13 protein-coding genes, 1 tRNA gene and 1 pseudogene are annotated in these 15,747 nt (G+C 55.7%); 6 read left to right on the top strand and 9 right to left on the bottom strand.

Going from position 1 to position 15,747, the window contains the following annotated elements; translation table 11 throughout:
* Positions 1-301: 301 nt before the first annotated feature.
* Complete coding sequence (locus ABO_RS11740) at positions 302-1,714, bottom strand: cytochrome P450 (RefSeq protein ID WP_011587498.1); 1,413 nt, start codon at positions 1,712-1,714, stop codon at positions 302-304.
* Positions 1,715-2,443: 729 nt separating this feature from the next.
* Between ABO_RS11740 and ABO_RS14585 the strand changes: the two are divergent.
* Positions 2,444-2,658 (top strand): annotated as a pseudogene (locus tag ABO_RS14585) (hypothetical protein); the annotation flags it as partial.
* A gap of 228 nt (positions 2,659-2,886) precedes the next feature.
* On the opposite strand, the gene ABO_RS11735 reads toward ABO_RS14585, so the two are convergent.
* The 4 genes from ABO_RS11735 to ABO_RS11720 all read right to left on the bottom strand — a co-directional run bounded on the left by ABO_RS11735 (position 2,887) and on the right by ABO_RS11720 (position 6,732).
* Positions 2,887-2,962 (bottom strand) — tRNA-Phe (locus tag ABO_RS11735).
* 53 nt (positions 2,963-3,015) lie between these two features.
* Positions 3,016-3,300 carry an oxidative damage protection protein gene (locus ABO_RS11730; protein WP_011589561.1) on the bottom strand — a complete coding sequence of 95 codons (285 nt, stop codon included), beginning with the start codon at positions 3,298-3,300 and terminating at the stop codon, positions 3,016-3,018.
* A 45-nt stretch (positions 3,301-3,345) separates the two neighbouring features.
* Complete coding sequence (mutY, locus tag ABO_RS11725) at positions 3,346-4,422, bottom strand: A/G-specific adenine glycosylase (protein WP_011589560.1); 1,077 nt, start codon at positions 4,420-4,422, stop codon at positions 3,346-3,348.
* A gap of 102 nt (positions 4,423-4,524) precedes the next feature.
* Entirely contained in the window at positions 4,525-6,732 is a 2,208-nt protein-coding gene (locus ABO_RS11720; protein ID WP_011589559.1) for an AsmA family protein, read from the bottom strand.
* A 77-nt stretch (positions 6,733-6,809) separates the two neighbouring features.
* Between ABO_RS11720 and ABO_RS11715 the strand changes: the two genes are divergently transcribed.
* On the top strand, positions 6,810-8,765 hold the full coding sequence (locus ABO_RS11715; RefSeq protein WP_011589558.1) for a sensor histidine kinase: 1,956 nt from the start codon (positions 6,810-6,812) through the stop codon (positions 8,763-8,765).
* Here the strand turns inward: ABO_RS11715 and ABO_RS11710 are convergent, their stop codons facing one another.
* Positions 8,766-9,089 (bottom strand): acetyl-CoA sensor PanZ family protein, encoded by a 324-nt coding sequence (locus ABO_RS11710; protein ID WP_011589557.1) that lies wholly within the window; start codon positions 9,087-9,089, stop codon positions 8,766-8,768.
* Positions 9,090-9,158: 69 nt separating this feature from the next.
* Between ABO_RS11710 and hisB the strand changes: the two genes are divergently transcribed.
* The 4 genes from hisB to hisF all read left to right on the top strand — a co-directional run bounded on the left by hisB (position 9,159) and on the right by hisF (position 12,088).
* Positions 9,159-9,773: an imidazoleglycerol-phosphate dehydratase HisB gene (gene hisB, locus ABO_RS11705; protein WP_011589556.1), complete on the top strand. Its 615-nt coding sequence runs from the start codon at positions 9,159-9,161 to the stop codon at positions 9,771-9,773.
* A gap of 35 nt (positions 9,774-9,808) precedes the next feature.
* The gene (gene hisH, locus ABO_RS11700; RefSeq protein ID WP_011589555.1) at positions 9,809-10,450 is read left to right on the top strand and encodes an imidazole glycerol phosphate synthase subunit HisH; all 642 of its coding nucleotides are present in this window, start codon (positions 9,809-9,811) and stop codon (positions 10,448-10,450) included.
* 104 nt (positions 10,451-10,554) lie between these two features.
* Positions 10,555-11,295, top strand: coding sequence for a 1-(5-phosphoribosyl)-5-[(5-phosphoribosylamino)methylideneamino]imidazole-4-carboxamide isomerase (hisA, locus tag ABO_RS11695; RefSeq protein WP_035459508.1), 741 nt, complete (start codon positions 10,555-10,557; stop codon positions 11,293-11,295).
* 16 nt (positions 11,296-11,311) lie between these two features.
* A complete protein-coding gene (hisF, locus tag ABO_RS11690; protein WP_011589553.1) occupies positions 11,312-12,088 on the top strand; it encodes an imidazole glycerol phosphate synthase subunit HisF in 777 nt (258 codons plus the stop codon).
* 257 nt (positions 12,089-12,345) lie between these two features.
* On the opposite strand, the gene ABO_RS11685 is transcribed toward hisF, so the two are convergent.
* Genes ABO_RS11685 through ABO_RS11675 form a run of 3 tightly spaced genes read right to left on the bottom strand, consistent with a single transcriptional unit; the run spans position 12,346 to position 15,653 of the window.
* Positions 12,346-13,125, bottom strand: coding sequence for a divergent polysaccharide deacetylase family protein (locus ABO_RS11685; protein ID WP_011589552.1), 780 nt, complete (start codon positions 13,123-13,125; stop codon positions 12,346-12,348).
* Positions 13,125-14,426: a S41 family peptidase gene (locus ABO_RS11680; protein ID WP_011589551.1), complete on the bottom strand. Its 1,302-nt coding sequence runs from the start codon at positions 14,424-14,426 to the stop codon at positions 13,125-13,127. The genes ABO_RS11685 and ABO_RS11680 overlap by 1 nt, the downstream gene beginning before the upstream one ends.
* Positions 14,427-14,477: 51 nt before the next feature.
* The gene (locus ABO_RS11675; protein ID WP_011589550.1) at positions 14,478-15,653 is read right to left on the bottom strand and encodes a murein hydrolase activator EnvC family protein; all 1,176 of its coding nucleotides are present in this window, start codon (positions 15,651-15,653) and stop codon (positions 14,478-14,480) included.
* Positions 15,654-15,747: the final 94 nt, after the last annotated feature.

Here is a 15,747-nt window from a genome sequence, read left to right as displayed (position 1 = left end):
GAAACCTTGTTGGAGCGGCGCTCAGGCCGCGAAGTTATGCTTCACGGTAGCGCAGGTTGCGGGTGTTGTGTAGGGACGCCCGAAACGAAAAGGCCCCGCTCTTGTGAGCGGGGCCTTTTATTTGGTGCGCGGCGGAATTAAACCAGCCACACGGGGGGTTAAATTTTCATATATAGAAATAACTTGTCGACGAATAAACGGAATTCTTCCGTACCGAACACTGTATGCCTTTGACCCAAGACCGACAGTAATATTGCTTTGTCGGATTGTTGTTCGGCCACCTTTCCGTTCTGGCGAGTCATTATTTTTTAGCCGTCAACTTAACCATCATCTTGGAATAGCCCCGCACAAAGTTCGATTGCACGCGCTCCGGCTCACCGATCACTTCGATGTTTTCAAAGCGAGGGAGAAGCTCTTCCCACAGAATACGCAGCTGCAGTTCGGCAAGGCGGTTGCCCATACAACGGTGAACCCCATAACCAAACGACACATGGTTACGCGTATCTTTGCGGTCGATGATGAATTGCTCAGGATTCTCAAATTTTCTCTCATCCTGGTTGCCCGACGCATACCACATCAGCACGCGATCACCCTTCTTGATGGTCTGTCCGTTCAGCTCCACATCCTGCTTGGCAACCCGGCGCATATACGCAAGCGGCGTTTGCCAGCGAATGATTTCAGAGACCATATTGGGGATAAGCTTTGGGTTCGCCTTTAGCTTCTCGAATTGCTCTGGGAACTGATTTAAAGCCAGCACCCCCCCGCTCATTGAGTTACGCGTGGTGTCATTACCGCCAACAATCAACAACGCGAGATTACCAATGAATTCCAAAGGACGATTGATCAGATCTTTTGTGTCTTCATTGGACTGAAGCATGCTGATCAAATCGAAACCCGGCTCTTCACCTGCTTTTTGACGGGCTTCTTTATCACGCCAAAGCTTGGAGAAAGCCCACGCCATATCTGCAGCATCATCAAAAAACACATCTTCATTCGTAAACTCGCCGCCGGTTGCCGAGGACGCGCCGGACAATCGATCCGACCAGCCAACCAGTTTTTCGCGTTCGTCATACGGGAAATCTAACAGTGAGGCGAGCATGCGCCCGGTCAGCTCTTTCGACACCACCGGCACCCAGTTGAACGGAGTGTCCAACGGCAGGCTATCGAGTACGTCCCCGGTGCGCTTGCGGATCAGTCCTTCCATTTCTTTCAGGTTCTTGGGCGCAACAACACCCTGGACTGCCCGACGCTGTACGTCGTGCTTGGGAGGATCCATAGCGATGAACATTTCAACCGACAGGCCTTCCGGAGGATCACCCAAGATAATTTGGGGTTCGGCGGAAAACAAATCATGGCTCTTGTCCACGAAGACAATATCTTCGTAGCGTGTTACCGACCAGAACGGCCCGAAAGCACTGTTCTTCTGGTAGTGCACCGGCGCTTCATCACGCAACCGCTTAAAGTACGCATTCGCCTTACCTTGTCGGTATAAAAAAGGGTTACTCGTATCGATATCTTCTATCGCCAAATCATTGACGTCAGGCAAATCGGTTTCAACAAAGTGCACCTGAGGGCGGGAAGTGCCAATGGTCTTCCGCTTCACCTTCATCAAGTTTTTTAGTGCCTTGATCTGTAGATGCATTGGCACGACTTTGGATGTGGCGTTAATTATTTTTGCCTGGATGTCATTACTTGTACTTGAACTCGTTGACATGTCGCTCTCCGCACTTACATTTGAAATTCTGGCAATTGAACAGTCATTCCGTCCATTGTCTCCGTGGCCTTAACCTGACACCCCAACCGAGAGGTTTTTGCACGCTCAGGTGTCATAACAACATTTGTTCTTTAGCATCATTAGTCGGCCCAGTTTTATCGAGCCATTCTTCTGGAACAATCAGGTGGCAGGTGTTGCTGGAAGACTCCCTAACCAAAAATTTGTATGAAATCTAGCCTGTCGCTGTGCAGCCATGCTGGCGAGGACATTTAGTGACATGAAGAGGGCACTTCAAGACAGTTAGGGCTTTTTTCTGGGGCGGCCATACCAAAAGCGTCATAGCAAGAGGGCCGCAGCAGCCCCCCCTTTGAAGCAGGCATTCCGTCGAATAACTCACGATTGATTGCCTGTGAACGGGGTCTTGCTGCACGGTACCGTGCCCTCGACGTTGGGCCACTTCTAGAAGAAGGCCGCGTATTCCGCCATCCAGACTCACGTACCAAGCCGCATCCCCTGTTTATTTTGCTTGGATGGATTCATTTTGATTCCAATCAACTGAAGCTCACCTTCCCGATGGTGCTATGCCGAACGCTTCAGCGAACAATGAAGGTCGATGAGCAGGGGGGCGACTTCAGGAGGCGCTCAAGCGCGTTAGCGAAGCGCCTGACCTCTTAAAAGCCGTGATACAAAGCAGGCGGAATGCACAGTGCGACGCTGACACGCCTGTAGCGGCAGTTCAGTCTAGATACGCCAAGTGCAGGTTGGGTGACGGACATCGCTTATATCCGTACCCACGAAGGTCGGCTGTATCTGGCTGTGGTTCTGAATCTGTTCTCGCGCCGGGGAGCAGCCACGATCATGCCGTCGCTGAGAGCTTTTTCCGGTTCCTGAAACGCGTGAGGGTACAGCGAAAGATTTACAGCAGTCGGGGTAGTACAAAGAGCGGCTGGCTAGTGTCTAGCGAATGGTGGTGATTCAGTTCGGCCATTTCAGATGGCTGTGTCCGGCAGCTTCATTTGCGGGTATCTCAAAGAGGGAAGGGGTGGAGTACCCACAAAAATACTCTTGTATTTCAATGGACTCGTTAGGATTGTATTAGACACAAAAAAGCCCCTGATCGTTGTGCAATCAGAGGCTTTAAAGGCGAGGCAGGAACCTCTAGGACTGCAATTTGGTGCCCGGAGGCGGAATCGAACCACCGACACGAGGATTTTCAATCCTCTGCTCTACCGACTGAGCTATCCGGGCAATCAGGGCGCGTATTAAAGCGGCTTGGATCGAAGTCGTCAAGCCATGGGCGTTTATTTGTTCGCATCGTGAGCAGGTGGAACGTATCCCTCTGCTTTTTCGTAGTTTTCATTGTTCAGAAAACGATCACGTTGCTCATCAAGGAAGCGTTTGGCTTCCGGGTCCATCACGTTCAGGTGTTTTTCGTTGATGAGCATGGTTTGTTCGTGAAGCCATTCCTTCCAGGCTTGCTGGGATACATGGTCGAAGATGTCCTGCCCCTTGGGGCCTGGGAAGGGTGGACGGGGCAGACCTTCCATGTCGCTTTGGTATTTGCGGCAGAAAACCGTGCGGCTCATAACGTCTCCGTGGGAATGCTTGGTCTGAATGGAGGTTTGGGGCGACTATAACATGCGGGCTTGCCGTGGTGCGGACAAGCTGGCTAGCAGCTTTTTCACAGGGGCTGCCAGCCCCAATTTCCCGGGGTTTTGTGGGTTTACCCAGCGGCCATTATTGTCACAGGGGCCGGCTGTGTCCACGGCCACTTCCAGCGGCTCGATATCCAGGTGGTAGTGGCTGAAAGTGTGCCGAAAGGGGGGCAGCTGTTGGGTGTCGCCACGGGCATCAAAAGCGCGGGTTTGAAGGGCATGGTGTACCTGTTCCATGGCACAGGTTTGCGGGAAGCACCACAGGCCGCCCCAGATGCCTTGCTGGGGGCGCTGTTCCAGCCAGACCTGACCCTCCCTGTCACGCAAGATAAGCATGACGGTGGTGCGCACCGGCAGGGTTTTTTTCGGCTTTTTGCCGGGGTAGTCCTGGGGGTTGCCGTTGGCATGGGCTTGGCACCCGGTTTTCACTGGGCAGGCGGTGCAGTCGGGGGTGCTGCGTCGACACAGGGTCGCTCCCAGGTCCATGATCGCCTGGGTGTAGTCTGCCAGTCGGTGGTCGGGTGTGTAGTGCTCGGCCAGCTCCCATAGCCGGCTTTCCACAGGTTTCTTGCCGGGCCAGCCAGGTACGGCATGCAGTCGGGCCAGCACCCGTTTAACGTTGCCGTCGAGGATGGGAGCGCGAATGCCGCGGCTCTGGGCAAGGATAGCCCCAGCCGTGGAGGGGCCGATGCCGGGGAGTGTGGCCACTTCTTCTACGGTGTTGGGGAAATCACCTGCGTAGTTCTCCAGTAATTGCTGCGCACATTTGTGGAGGTTGCGGGCGCGGGCGTAGTAGCCGAGGCCGGTCCACAGGTGTAGGACTTCATCCTGTTTGGCCAGCGCCAGCGTTTTGACATCCGGAAAGTGCTCCATGAACCGCTGGAAGTAGGGAATCACCGTGTTCACTTGGGTTTGTTGCAGCATGATTTCCGATATCCACACCTGATAAGGCGTGCGAGGGTGCTGCCAAGGAAGGTCTTGGCGGCCATGCTGGTCGTACCAGTCGAGCAGCGCCTGGCTGAAATGCTCGGGACTCAATGAGTATTTAGGCATGGACTTCCGGGTGGGTAGGGCGAAAGCTGACGTTGGTTTGCTTTCGCCCTACGATTGCGGTTCGGTTTAGCGGCCGCGTGCGTGTGAAATACACCGCGGTTTTTAATTAAACAGTTTCTTTAGGCCGTCCTGTAGCTGTTTGTTGATTTCGTCCTTGGCTTTCTTTTGTGCGGCATCCTTGAGGATTTCTTCGGTGGTGTCACCCTCACCTTCAATGCCGAATTTGTCTTTTAGCTTGTCCTTGGTGGCGTTAGCGGCGACCTGTTTACCAATGTCCTTGAAGCCATCCTTGTCAGGGCCGCACCATTTGGCCGGGCTGCCGCCTAGGTTGCCTTCACAACGTAGTGGCCAGGTGGTGCCTTGCAAATACTTGGATGTGCCCAACTCTGGTGACTGCATGCCAATTTTCAGGTCGAAGTCTTGGTTGAGTATGTTCATCCAGCCGCTACCGCTTAATTCACCCTTGCTGAGGGTGGCATTAAGACTGTCGAGATAGGCTACGTTCTTGTCCAGCCGAGCCTTGGTTTTAAGGTCAAGAATTTTGGTGTCTTCGGATAGAGGGGAAGGCAGCTTGCCCGATTCTTGGTTGGGAATTAGGGCGGCTGCTAATCCCTGAAATTGACCCAACATGTCGTTCACGCCACCTACCAGGGTGTCGTACAGGTTCAGGCCGCGCACAGTGGCGTCAGCCAGGCTTAGATCGATGTTGCCTTTAGCGGAGTTCATCAGTGCTTTTTCACTGTTGCCATTAGCGCTGTAGCTGCCGGACATGGAAAAAATACCCTTGGCGAGATCGTCGTCGAGTGCCATCTGGGCGATGGGCTGAATTTGTACGCTGCTGATTTTGTTAGTGGCCGAAATTTTTGGGGTGCTGCCGGCGACATTTAGCGTGCCGTTGGCGCTGAAACTGCCGCCCAGGGTGTTGCCGGTGGCTTGGGTCAATTTGAGGACGCCGTTGTTGGCGGTAACCGCAAATTTCATATCGCTGGCGCTGATGCCGTCATAGTTGAGACTGCCGATGGCCAGTTTGCCGTCTACCCGTAATGGGCGCAGCGTGTCCACGGGGATCAATTCTGCGTCGCTGAGGCTATTGGTGCCGCCGGTTTTGCCGCCGCCAGGTGCCGCGGTTTCAGTTTCGCCGCTGGCGGGAGGCATGTAGCCATCTAGAGTGATTTTATCGAGCGTCAGATCAAAGACGATTTTTCCGCTTTCCAGGCTGGCTAGACCAGCGCTCCCACGGAGGGTGCTGTCATCCAGGGTCACGGTGAGCGGGCTGGCCATGACGCTGCCGGGCTCGCCGCCCAAGGTGGCCTCTAGGGCAATGTTGCTCAGTGCTTGGCTGTCGGTGGTTTCGATGGGGGCCTCGCCAATGGCTTCCAGTACTTTGTTGGCATCGAAAGGCGCGGTGGCCAGCTTGCCGCTGAGCTGCATGTCGCCGGTGAGGGCAGTGATGTCCACGTTGCCTTTGGTTTCGGTGCCGGCGGCTTGCAGTAGCAGGTCCTTGATGGAGACGGTGTCCTCGTTCAGGTTCACGTCCAGATTCTGTTCCAGATGCACATCCACCGGCATGGTGGTGGCGCCGGCGATATTGGCATCCAGGGTCATCGGGTTGAGGACGAAATGGTTATTGTCGATATCGGCGGCCAGTACCGTGTCCAGATTCATGTCCACGCGCATGTCGCTCTGGTCCTGATAGCGCAGGGACATCTGCAGCGGGAAGGGCTCATCCAGGTTCACGTCCTGGGCGTTCAGGTTAAAGTGCTCGACGATGATGTCGGTGCCGTCGGCGGTGTTGCGATAGCGGACCTTGCCGTCGCTGACGACGACTTTGGGAATGGTCAGCGGAATGTCCAGGCTGGTGCTGTCTTCTTCGGCTGCGGGCTCTTCTTCGGTGGCGGTGTCTTCTGCCGGCGTCTGCGGGCCGATCTGTTCCCAGTTAGCGCCGTCCGGGCCGTCCACCAGGTTCACATCCAGACCCGCAAGGGTGATGCCGTCCATTTCCACCTGGCCATACAGCAGCGGTAATACGGCAACGCTGACGCTGGCTTCGTCGAGGGCCGCGAACAACTCTTCGTCATCGGCAATGCGTGCTTCGGTGCGCCCAAGGCTGACACCCAGCGATGGCCAGAACTGCCAGGCCAGGTCGCCCTGAATATCCAGTGTCAGGTTGGCCTGCTCTTGCGCCTGTTTTTCGATTTCCGGCTTGAATTCGTTGGGATCAATCACCTGCGTGATCACAAAAACGGCAATGGCTAATAGCACAATGATGGCAAACAAAGTGATCAGCAAAATTTTTAACAGGCGTCCCATGTAGCACTCCTTGCGCGTTGGTCGTTGGACCGTGATTATAGCAGTGGGGATTCACTGACCATACCGTAGCATTATTCATGATTGTTATTGTGACGTTAGGGGAAGAGCGTTTGCGAAAGTTCCATGTTGTTGTCTTGATGGCGCTGCTTTTGGTGGGGGGCATCGTGCGTGCCGAGCCCATTGCACTGGTTTCGGCGGGAGACGGCGTTCAGTTGGGTGCCCGGGTGGATGTGCTGGAGGACCCGGAAGGCAATTGGACCTTGAGTCAGATTCGTGACCAGTTCGCCAGCCGTTTTCGCCAAAGTGACAGTAATACCCTGAATTTCGGTTTTACCAAAAGTACCATCTGGCTGCGTTTTCAGCTGGATGCCAGCCAGATGGATGGGCGTAGCTGGTTTCTGGTGGAGCGCTACCCCATTCTCGATGAGCTGACCCTGTTTGTGCCGCAACCGGATGGCGAGTTCCGGGAGTATGAGGTGGGGGATACGCGTCCCTTTGGGCGGCGGCCCATGGATCACCGGTCTTTTGTGTTCAATCTGGAATCGCTGCCTGACGGGGTGAGTGAGTACTATATCAAGGTCCGAGGCAAGGGCGCATTGAACATGATGCCCATGCTTTACAGTGCCAAGGGGCTGGTGGAATACACCTATCTGGAGCAGTTGCTGCAGGGGCTGTTCTACGGTTCGTTGACCATCATGCTGATTTACAACCTGCTGTTGTTTCTGTCCCTGCGTGACAATGTGCACCTGCACTTTGTGGTGTTTCTTGCCGGGGTGCTGTTTTTCAATATCTGCGTGAGCGGCTTCGGGCTGCAGTATCTGTGGCCAGACAATCCCAAAGTTAACGAATATTTTTGGCTGACCACGTATATTTGCGGGTTGTCGCTGGCGCTGTATTCACGGCAGTTCTTGCAGCTGGCACAGCGTTTCCCTCGTTATGATCGGTTGCTGAAACATTACCTGATATTGATCGGGCTGGCGTTCCTGTTGCAGTGGGTGATACCGCCACCGTACTCCTACCACTTGTCCACGGTGATGGTGATGATAACGGTGGTGTTATTCAGCTGGTTGGGTTGGGTGGTCTGGCGCCAGGGGTTCCGCGTAGCGCGCTTGTATGTGTTGGCTTGGTCCGTGTTCTTGCTCGCTGTGTTTTTGTATGCCTTGGGCAACCTAGGATTAATTCCCTATAGCGTGATTGTTCCTTATTTGCTGCATTTTGGCGCGTTGTGGGTGGTGGTGATGTTGTCGCTAGCGCTGGGTGACCGGATCCGTTTTCTGGAAAGCGAGAGCAAGCAGTTGTCTGTTGAGGCGCAACAGAATTTGGAGCGGCACCTGGCGGATATTGAGCAGATGAACCAGGATAAATCCATGTTCTTGCAATACATCAGCCACGAACTGAATACGCCGATCAATTGGATTGGCGCGGCGGACTCCTTGGGGCAATCAGGGCAGGGGCAGGGCGACAAAGATGTGGACGTATGGGCCATGGTGCGCAAGGGGCAGCGGCGACTTACCGGTATCGTCAGCACGTCATTGCGCTACTTCGACCTTTCCGACCGTGATCAGCCGCCGCTACAGGGGCGTTGCCAGCCCATGTGGATGTTGGACGCCATTCTCCGTGAGCAGGCGGAGCGGATAACGGAATGTGGCGTGGTGGTGCGTAATCGGGTTAGCCCGAATCTACAGGTGCGTGCTTGCGAGGGTGAATTGAGTGAGGTGCTGTCTATGGCGCTGGATAATGCCCTGCGGTTCAGCGCTGAGGGTGACTGTGTGGACATCACAAGCACAGTAGATGCATCCGCAGAGCATGCAGAACTTTGCATTCGCGATGAGGGCAGAGGCGCCACAGCAGACCAGCTGGAAAAGATTCTAGAGCCGTTTTTCGTGATGGGCTCACGGCACCACGAAGAAGGGTTCGGCTTATCGCTGGCCATGGCGCGGGTAATGATTGAACAAGTGGGCGGCGCGTTGTGGGCTGAGAGCGACGGCCCCGGGCGGGGCTTTGCTCTGCATATTCAGTTGCCGTTGGCTTAACTATAGCGACCGTTGTGTCTGACAGTGGTCTGGCAGCGTCAGATTTTCCCCCAGCTGTTGACCGATTAAGCGTAGGAAATCCTTGCCTACGCCTCGCCCTTGAGTGGCTGGGTGCACTACCATCCAGGCCAGTTGGGGCTGTTTTTCTTCTATGAGTGCAATAGCGACACGCTGGCCATTGAAGTGGGCGGCGAACAACCGCCCTTGTCCGCTGGCGACCGCATCGGCTAGCTTCTGGCGGTATTGCGGCGCATCACGAAGCACCTTGGCAAAGGCCTCACACTGATTTTCGCTAAGGGTGTGGGCTTCTACGCTGATCGGCATCTGTCCTCTCCGCTGGTTAGGTCCTGTTGGGGTGCGTATAATAGCCGGTCCAATGCCTGGGAGGTATAGATGAGCAAGCGAAGCGCTACCGTAGAGCGCAACACCCTGGAAACCCAGATTCAAGCCACTATCAATTTGGATGGTACCGGGCAGTGCACGCTGGATACGGGTCTGCCGTTCCTTGAGCACATGCTGGATCAGGTGGCCCGTCATGGCCTGGTTGATTTGGATATCAAAGCCAAGGGTGATCTGCACATCGATGCCCACCACACGGTGGAAGATATCGGTATCACCCTTGGGCAGGCCTTCGCCAAGGCTGTCGGTGATAAAAAAGGCGTTCGCCGTTACGGCCATGCCTATGTGCCGCTGGATGAAGCGCTGTCACGGGTGGTGCTGGATCTGTCTGGCCGGCCTGGGCTGGAGATGTTTGTGGAATTTACGCGAGGCAGCATTGGCGGCTTTGATGTGGATCTGTTCTATGAATTTTTCCAGGGCTTCGTGAACCACGCCATGATTACCCTGCATATTGATAACCTTCGCGGTAAAAACGCGCATCACCAGGCCGAGACCGTCTTTAAGGCGTTTGGCCGTGCACTGCGTATGGCCGTAGAGCCTGATCCTCGTATGGATGGTATTACGCCCTCCACGAAGGGCACCCTGAGCGAAAGTGGCGATAGCCAGTAAGCAGCCCAGTAGCAATTACAAGGACAGCCCCGAGTATGAGCGAAGTCGTTGCCGTTATTGATTACGGAATGGGTAACCTGCACTCCGCAGGTAAGGCGCTGGAGAAAGTCGCCGATGGCCAGAAAATCATTATTACCGGCGATCCGGCGCAGGTGCGTGCAGCGGACCGGGTGGTTTTTCCTGGTGTGGGTGCTATTCGTGACTGCATCGCGGTTCTGAAAGACACCGGCCTGGATCAGGCCATCCGTGATGTGGCGGCGGCGGGCAAACCGCTGTTGGGCATCTGTGTCGGGATGCAGGCAATGATGGCCCGTAGTGAAGAAAATCACGGGGTGGATTGCCTGGGCATCTTCGACGGCCAGGTGACTTTTTTCGGTGAGCAGTTCAGCGATACCGGTGTTCGCTTGAAAGTGCCGCACATGGGCTGGAACCAGGTACAGCAGTGCATGGCCCATCCTATGTGGGCCGGTATCGACAACCATACCCGGTTTTATTTTGTGCACAGTTACTGCGTTACCGGCCTGCCCGATGACGCTGTGGCAGGGCGCTGTGATTATGGTTTGAGTTTTGCGGCAGCCGCGGTTCAAGGCAACGTGTTTGCGGTGCAGTTCCACCCGGAAAAAAGCGCGGATGCAGGCCTCGCCCTGTTGGAAAACTTCCTGCGCTGGCAGCCATAAAAGACAGCAGGCTTGCACGCTAGGGTTTCTCTCTACGGTGTTCGTATAACGGGCGCGGCGGGGGAGGGATGCCGATTTCCATGAATTTAAATGAAGAGATTCTGATGTTACTGATTCCCGCCATCGATCTGAAAGACGGTAAATGTGTACGCCTTAAGCAAGGGCGGATGGAAGACGATACGGTGTTTTCCGAAGATCCGGTGGCCGTTGCCAGCCATTGGGTGGAGCGGGGTGCCCGCCGCTTGCATTTGGTCGACTTGAATGGGGCCTTTGCCGGTGAGCCGGTGAACGGCGATATCGTCAAAGCGATTGCCAAGGCGCACCCGGATTTACCGATCCAGATTGGGGGTGGCATCCGCAGCCCGGAAATCATTCAGGCTTATCTAGATGCCGGGGTGCAGTGGGTGATCATCGGCACCAAGGCCGTGAATGAGCCGGCTTTCGTGAAAGCCATGTGCGAGCAGTTCCCCGGCCACATTATCGTGGGTCTGGACGCGAAAGACGGCAAGGTGGCCACCGATGGCTGGGCCAATGTCACCGATGTGGATGTGATCGACCTGGCGAAACAATTCGAGAACGATGGCGTTTCGGCCATCGTCTACACCGACATCAGCCGTGATGGCATGTTGCAGGGGGTGAATGTGGACGCCACTGTGCGCTTGGCCCAGTCCATGTCGATCCCGGTGATCGCTTCCGGCGGCATTACCAATCTTGATGACGTGCGCAACCTGTGTGCAGTGGCCGATCAGGGCATCAGTGGTGCTATCACGGGCCGTGCCATCTATGAGAACACCCTGGACTTTGCCGATGGTCAGGCGTTGTCCGATGAGTTGAGCGGCGCCTGAGCGCCGGGGACGTATTATGGGTTTAGCCAAACGCATTATTCCGTGTCTGGATGTGGACGCCGGCCGAGTGGTCAAGGGCGTGCAATTCGTGGATATCCGTGACGCCGGTGACCCGGTGGAAATTGCCAAGCGCTATAACGACGCTGGGGCGGATGAAATTACCTTTTTGGACATCACCGCCAGCCATCAAGAGCGCGATACCACCCTGCACACGGTGGAACAGATCGCCAGCCAGGTGTTTATCCCGCTGACCGTGGGTGGCGGTGTGCGTGCGTTGGAGGATATTCGTAACTTGCTGAATGCCGGTGCCGACAAGGTGGCGATCAACTCTGCCGCGGTGCATAACCCGGAGTTTGTTCGTGAGGCGGCGGAGCGGTTTGGTTCCCAATGTATTGTGGTGGCGATTGATGCGAAAAAAGTCAGCGCGGAAAGCGATACCAACCGCTGGGAAATCTTCACCCACGGCGGTCGTAAACCCACTGGGCTGGATGCGGTGGAATGGGCCCGGAAAATGACCGACTACGGCGCGGGTGAAATTCTGTTGACCAGCATGGACCGCGATGGCACCAAGAATGGTTTTGATATTGCCCTGACTCGAGCCATTGCCGATGCGGTCCCAGTCCCGGTGATTGCCTCTGGCGGGGTTGGCAACCTACAGCACTTGGTTGATGGTGTGCAGCAGGGCGGTGCTGATGCGGTGTTGGCGGCGTCGATTTTCCATTTCGGAGAGTATTCAGTGCAGCAAGCCAAGGAGTTTATGCAGTCTGCCGGCGTGGAAATGCGCCTAGGCTAACCGGTGTTTTCTTCTTGTCGGGCGGATTACACCCTTCCTGTCATCACTTTAGAGCGTTGCGTACTGGTCATAAATTAGCCCCACTTTTCTCTTGGCTTGGGCTCACAGCTCCCGGATAGAAGCATAAAAATCAGGGGCGCGTTGTGGTGGGTCGAGCGCGCTCGATTGAGATTGGGCTGTCGCTACTCGTGCGGATGTTGGCGTTTAGACTTCCTGCTGGTTGGTTATGCCAGCCCCGCATTTGGTAAAAATCGGGCTTAAGGGCGGATGTTAACGCTCGCCTGGCTGGTGGCCGTGGTCACCGCTGGGGTGCTAAGCAAGGAGGATACGGGCACCACATCAATGCCGGCCTCTTCCATCAACGGTAAAACCTGTTGCAGATAATGTACGGTTTCCGGGTACGGGTGGCCGATAGCGATGGCCTGGCCGTGCTGCCGGGCCAGTCGTATCAGTCGGTTAAATTGCTGATTGATGCTCACTGGGTTGCGGTTGTTATCCAGAAAGACATCGCGCCGAGCGTTGGGTAGTCCCACTTGCTGGGCCACCTGCTGCGCCACGGTGTGGCTGCTGGTGCGGCTGTCCACAAAGAAAAGCTGGTGCGCTTTTAGTTCGGCCATTAACCAACCCATGGTTTGTGGCTGTTCGGTGAGCGCGCTGCCCATATGATTATTCAGCCCGCGGGCTTGTGGAATTTGGCCCAGGGCCTGACGAACGGCCTCCAGTAACTGAGGTTCATCCATTCCATTTTGCAGGCCACCGCGGTCGAGTTTTTGGTGGCCTTGCGTGGCCATAGGCATGTGCACCAGCACTTCCTTGCCCGCCAGGCTAGCCCGTTCCGCGAGCCGACGCCCGTGGGGAGAAAAAGGAATGACGGCACAGGCCACCGGTGCGGGCAGGTCGATAATGGCCTGTCCTTGCTGGCGACTGTAGCCTAGGTCGTCGATGATAATGGCAATGCGCGGAGCCGCTAAGCCGCTAACGCTGCTTATCAATAGCCCGGGCAGGAGAAGGGCTAGGGTCAGTATGCGTCTTGCCATCAGGGCATGGCTGGGCGTTGGGTCAAGACGATGCCTTTAAGAATCGAGAGTGCTTGGGCCAGAGCATAATCTTCCTGGGCCAGGGAACCGGCTTTTTGTTGCTTCTCGCTGCCTCCGTTTTCGTTATCTAGATGGCGCGGCAGGTCGGCTTCGCGCAAATACATGTCTTTACGCACTTCAAGCTTGGTAACGACGTCCACCTCAATGTCAGGCTCGATGCCCTCTGCTTGAATAGAGCGGCCTTTTGGCGTGTAGTAGCGGGCGGTGGTGAGCTTAAGGGCACGGTCCTTGCTCAATGGCAGCACGCTTTGTACCGAGCCTTTACCAAACGTGCGATTGCCCACCACAACGGCGCGCTTCTGGTCTTGCAGAGCGCCGGCCACGATTTCTGAAGCGGAGGCACTGCCACCGTTAACTAGTACCACTAGCGGTTTGCCGTTCAGTGCGTCGCCAGGTCGTGATTCCAAATCGTTGCGGCTCGTTTTGTCCCGGCCTTGGGTGTAAACCACCAGGCCGTTATCTAGGAACAGGTCGGTGACTTCAACGGCGCCGTTGAGGACTCCGCCAGGGTTATTGCGCAGGTCGAGAATCAGGCCGGTAAGGGGGGTGTCTTTGTTGAGTTTTGCCAATTCCTTACGCGCATCTTCTCCCGTGTTGTTCTGGAACTGGGAGATGCGAAGATAGCCAAGGCCTGGCTCAAGCATTTTTGATTTCACGCTGTGGGTCTGAATGCGGTCGCGGGTGAGGCTCACCTGGCGTGGCTTTTCTTCGCCTTCGCTGAGTACCATTAGCGTAATTTTGGTGCCGATTTCCCCGCGCATTAGCTCAATAGATTCACTGAGAGTGAGCCCTTTTACGAAGGTGTCGTCAATTTTAAGGATCAGGTCGCCCGCTTGAATGCCCGCCTCGCTGGCAGGGGTGTCGTCTATCGGCGTGATGACTTTAACAAAGCCATCTTCCATGGTGACTTCAATGCCTAAGCCGCCGAACTCACCGGTGGTGGTGACTTGTAGATCTTCGAACTGGTCTGGCGTTAGGTAGCTGGAGTGCGGATCTAGCTCGTTGAGCATGCCGCGAATAGCGGACTCCAGAAGCTCGTTGTCGTCTACCTCTTCAATATAGGTGGCGCGAATACGCTCCATGACTTCGGCAAAAGCGCGGAGTTCATCGACGGGGACGCCCTGCTGTCGAGCCTGCTCGTCTAAGGCCGGATCTTGGGCGTGTAGTGCGGAGAAAGGGGCAAGAGCAAATAGGCCCGAGATTAAAATAGAGCGTAGCGTCGGCAGGATTGTTGTTGGCATTCAGGATCCCCAGTGCGCGCAGGTAAAGTGCGCACATTTCAATAATCATCATCAATTTTGCGCCAATGGCGGCAGTGTAACACGCTGATTGCACCAGCGTGTGGGGTCCACGGCCTTGCCGCGGTGGCGTATCTCGAAGTACAGCCCGCTAGTTCGGTTGCCGCCAGAACTACCCGCCAGAGCAAGGCTATCCCCTGCAGAAACCCATTCTCCCACATCGCGGAGCAGGCTCTGGTTATACCCATAGAGTGTTAGGTAGCCGCTGCCATGATCGACGATCGTGAGCAGGCCGTAGCCGCGCAGCCAATCAGCAAACACGACGCGGCCAGAATGCACTGCCCTGACCGGGGTGCCGGGCGAGGCATTCAGTATCACCCCTTGCCAACGCAGGGACCCTTCCCGCCGGCTGTTATAACCGGTGGAGATACGTGCTTGTAGTGGCCAAGGGAGTTTGCCTGCCAGTTTGTTGAACGGCGTGCCACCTAGGTCTGCAGGAATGCCATTGAGGCTGCGCTGCATGTCTTGCAGTAGCTTTTGCAGCTGCTGCTGGTCGGCCTTCAGCTGGTTGAGGTTGTTTCCGCGATCTTCCAACGAGCGGTTCAAGGCAGCGAGGGTCGTTTGGCGCTCTTTTTGGGCGCCTTGAAGTTTACGGGCATGACGTTGCAGATCGGTGTGTTGATTCAGTAGCGTTTGTCGGGCTTTGTCCACGCGCAGGGCAATAGCCTTGAGTTCGTCCAGTTCGCCGTTTACGGCTTTGAGTCGGTCACTGCGGGCGCGTTGGTAGTATTCTTGATAGCGCAACAGGCGGGCGATCTGGTCTGGTTTTTCCTGATTGAGCAGCAATTTGATGCGCTCCTGGCGGCCGGCCTGGTAACTGGCACGTACGGTTTTGCCCAGCCAGTCTAGTTGGGTGCGTTTTTCTGCGGCCAGGGTTGCCTGCTCAGCTTCCAGAGCGTTAAGGCGTTGCTGTGCCTTGCTGGCCTTTTTCTCTAGCGCTCTCTGCTCTCGGGTTAGTCGGCTGATGCGCAGTTCTGTCTTGCGCAGGTTGGCCTGCACGGAGTCACGTTCGCGCAGCTCGCGGCTCTGAGCGTCACTCAATTCACTGATGCGCGATTTTAGTTCTTTCAGCTCCGCTTTGCTGGGCGCACTGTCTGCCGCTCCGCTAACAGGAAGCAGCAGGGAGGGCAGGGTGGCTAGCAGTAAACGCAGCAGTAATTGTCGGGTCATGGCGGGGGTTTTACCTTAACGGCCCGGGGATGTGTATACTTGGCGCCGATTTTCCTTCGGCTTTCTTACCGGAGGGAAGCAGTGGCGCCGCAGA

It is taken from the genome of Alcanivorax borkumensis SK2 (assembly GCF_000009365.1).
Taxonomy (GTDB): Bacteria; Pseudomonadota; Gammaproteobacteria; order Pseudomonadales; family Alcanivoracaceae; genus Alcanivorax; species Alcanivorax borkumensis.
Note: the sequence above shows the minus strand (reverse complement) of the source record. Positions and strands in the feature narration are given on the sequence as shown.

Coding starts and splice junctions, on each gene's coding strand:
- mutY (WP_011589560.1), bottom strand. CDS start 4,422: ATGCCTAAATACTCATTGAGTCCCGAGCATTTCAGCCAGGCGCTGCTC.
- ABO_RS11715 (WP_011589558.1), top strand. CDS start 6,810: ATGATTGTTATTGTGACGTTAGGGGAAGAGCGTTTGCGAAAGTTCCAT.
- hisA (WP_035459508.1), top strand. CDS start 10,555: ATGTTACTGATTCCCGCCATCGATCTGAAAGACGGTAAATGTGTACGC.
- ABO_RS11680 (WP_011589551.1), bottom strand. CDS start 14,426: ATGCCAACAACAATCCTGCCGACGCTACGCTCTATTTTAATCTCGGGC.
- ABO_RS11740 (WP_011587498.1), bottom strand. CDS start 1,714: ATGTCAACGAGTTCAAGTACAAGTAATGACATCCAGGCAAAAATAATT.
- hisH (WP_011589555.1), top strand. CDS start 9,809: ATGAGCGAAGTCGTTGCCGTTATTGATTACGGAATGGGTAACCTGCAC.
- ABO_RS11730 (WP_011589561.1), bottom strand. CDS start 3,300: ATGAGCCGCACGGTTTTCTGCCGCAAATACCAAAGCGACATGGAAGGT.
- ABO_RS11685 (WP_011589552.1), bottom strand. CDS start 13,125: ATGGCAAGACGCATACTGACCCTAGCCCTTCTCCTGCCCGGGCTATTG.
- hisF (WP_011589553.1), top strand. CDS start 11,312: ATGGGTTTAGCCAAACGCATTATTCCGTGTCTGGATGTGGACGCCGGC.
- hisB (WP_011589556.1), top strand. CDS start 9,159: ATGAGCAAGCGAAGCGCTACCGTAGAGCGCAACACCCTGGAAACCCAG.
- ABO_RS11710 (WP_011589557.1), bottom strand. CDS start 9,089: ATGCCGATCAGCGTAGAAGCCCACACCCTTAGCGAAAATCAGTGTGAG.
- ABO_RS11675 (WP_011589550.1), bottom strand. CDS start 15,653: ATGACCCGACAATTACTGCTGCGTTTACTGCTAGCCACCCTGCCCTCC.
- ABO_RS11720 (WP_011589559.1), bottom strand. CDS start 6,732: ATGGGACGCCTGTTAAAAATTTTGCTGATCACTTTGTTTGCCATCATT.